Origin of the sequence: Novosphingobium resinovorum, assembly GCF_036352595.1 — a bacterium.
GTDB classification, from domain to species: domain Bacteria; phylum Pseudomonadota; class Alphaproteobacteria; order Sphingomonadales; family Sphingomonadaceae; genus Novosphingobium; species Novosphingobium resinovorum_B.
The window spans coordinates 1-1,862 of the sequence record NZ_JAZFAX010000100.1 but is presented as its reverse complement, the minus strand read 5'-3'; the positions used below and the strand labels follow the sequence as shown (position 1 = coordinate 1,862).

Annotated in this window: 3 protein-coding genes; all 3 read right to left on the bottom strand. The window is 66.4% G+C overall.

Annotated features, from left to right (window positions below; genetic code table 11):
• Positions 1-238 (bottom strand): PfkB family carbohydrate kinase (locus tag V2S85_RS27040; protein ID WP_330705865.1); only part of this gene is annotated, 238 nt, incomplete at its 3' end.
• 41 nt (positions 239-279) lie between these two features.
• A complete protein-coding gene (kduD, locus tag V2S85_RS27035) occupies positions 280-1,035 on the bottom strand; it encodes a 2-dehydro-3-deoxy-D-gluconate 5-dehydrogenase KduD (protein ID WP_330705864.1) in 756 nt (251 codons plus the stop codon).
• Between the two features lie 122 nt (positions 1,036-1,157).
• Positions 1,158-1,862: 5-dehydro-4-deoxy-D-glucuronate isomerase (gene kduI, locus V2S85_RS27030; protein WP_330705863.1), on the bottom strand; the 705-nt coding region annotated here is incomplete at its 5' end.

Here is a 1,862-nt window from a genome sequence, read left to right as displayed (position 1 = left end):
CATACGTGGTGTCGATCCCGGCGGCGCCAAGGGCCGCGCGCGCCTTGTCGCCCAGCGGGCTCGACGGCAGGCGCGTCAGCATCTTCACGTCATGGCCCAGCGAGGCGAGCCCCGCCGCGACGTTGGCTTCCGCCCCGCCCACGACCATGTCCAGCGCATCGCACTGCACCGTCAGCCGCGCGGCCGGCGTGGCGAAGCGCAGCAGGACTTCGCCGAAACACAGGACATGACCGCTCATCTACCCACCCCTCTCACATTTCCATTCGTCGCTGCGGCGGCTTAGCGAGCCAGCCAGCCGCCGTCGACAGCAAGAATGTGACCGGTAACATAATCCGAGGCCGGAGAGGCGAGGAACACGGCGGCGCCCGCGATGTCCTCCGGCTTACCCCAGCGACCGGTCGGGATGCGCTCGAGGATCTGGCGGTTGCGCGTCTCGTCGGCGGAGAGCGCGGCGGTGTTGTTGGTGGTGATGTAGCCCGGCGCGATCGCGTTGACCTGCACGCCCCTGGGCGCCAGTTCGTTCGCCATCGCCTTGGTGACGCCGGAAACGCCCGACTTCGCCGCCGCGTAGCTCGGCACGCGGATGCCGCCCTGGAAGGTCAGCAGCGAGGCGATATTGACGATCTTGCCGTAACCGCGTTCGGTCATGCCCTTCGCGGCCGCCTGGCTGAGGAAGAACAGGGTCTTGAGGTTGGTGTCGATCACCGCGTCCCAGTCCTCTTCGGAGAACTGCAGCAGGTCGTCGCGGCGGATGATGCCGGCGTTGTTGACGAGGATGTCCACCTTGCCGAGACCCGCCACCGCTTCGTCGATGACGCGCTGGACCGGCTCGATGCTCGACAGGTCGGCCTTGATGTTCACGGCCTTGCGGCCCGTCGCGGCGATCAGCGCCAGCGTCTCGGTCGGCTCCGAGCGGCCCGCGACGGCGACATCGGCGCCCGCCTGTGCCAGCGCGACGGCGATGGCCTGGCCGATGCCGGTGTTGGCGCCGGTGACGAGCGCGGTCTTGCCCGTCAGGTCGAAGGAAATTGCCATGATACCCTCTCTCGTCATTGCGAGCGCAGCGAAGCAACCCAGAGCGGTTGCGACGCTGGCTCGATGGATTGCTTCGTCGCTGCGCTCCTCGCAATGACGAGCGTAGGGGGGTAAGCGAAGGCTTACTGGAGCTGGCAGATGTCCAGCACGTTCATGTCGGTGTAGTCGAGGTTCTCGCCGCCCATCGCCCAGATGAAGGCGTACTTCTTGGTGCCCGAACCCATGTGGATCGACCACGGCGGGCTGATGACGGCCTCTTCGTTGGCGATGACGATGTGACGCATCTGGTCCGGCTCGCCCATGTAGTGGAAGATGCGGTCGTTCTCTTCGGGCAGCTCGAAGTACAGGTAGATTTCCGAGCGGCGGTCGTGGAGGTGCGGCGGCATGGTGTTCCAGACCGAGCCTTCTTCCAGCACGGTCAGGCCGAGCAGCAGCTGCGCGCTCTCGCACACGCCGGGGATCACGAGCTGGTAGATCGTGCGCTGGTTAGAATTGGCGAGGTCGCCGCGCGCCAGCGGGTTCGCCTGATCGAGCGTGATGTGCTTGATCGGCAGCGCCTTATGGGCCGGGACCGACGCGATGTAGAAGCGCGCGCCCTCACCTTCGAAGATCACCTCGTTCGTGCCCATGGGGACGTAGAGGCATTCCTTGTTCTTCATCTCGAAGCGCTGGCCGTCGACGGTGATCGCGCCCGGTCCGCCGATGTTGGTGATGCCGGCCTCGCGGCGCTCGAAGAAGGACTTGCCCTCCGCGCTCTTGGGGACGGTCTGCAGCGGCAGGGCAAGCGGCTCAGCGCCCGGAACCGCGCCGCCGATGATGAAGCGCTC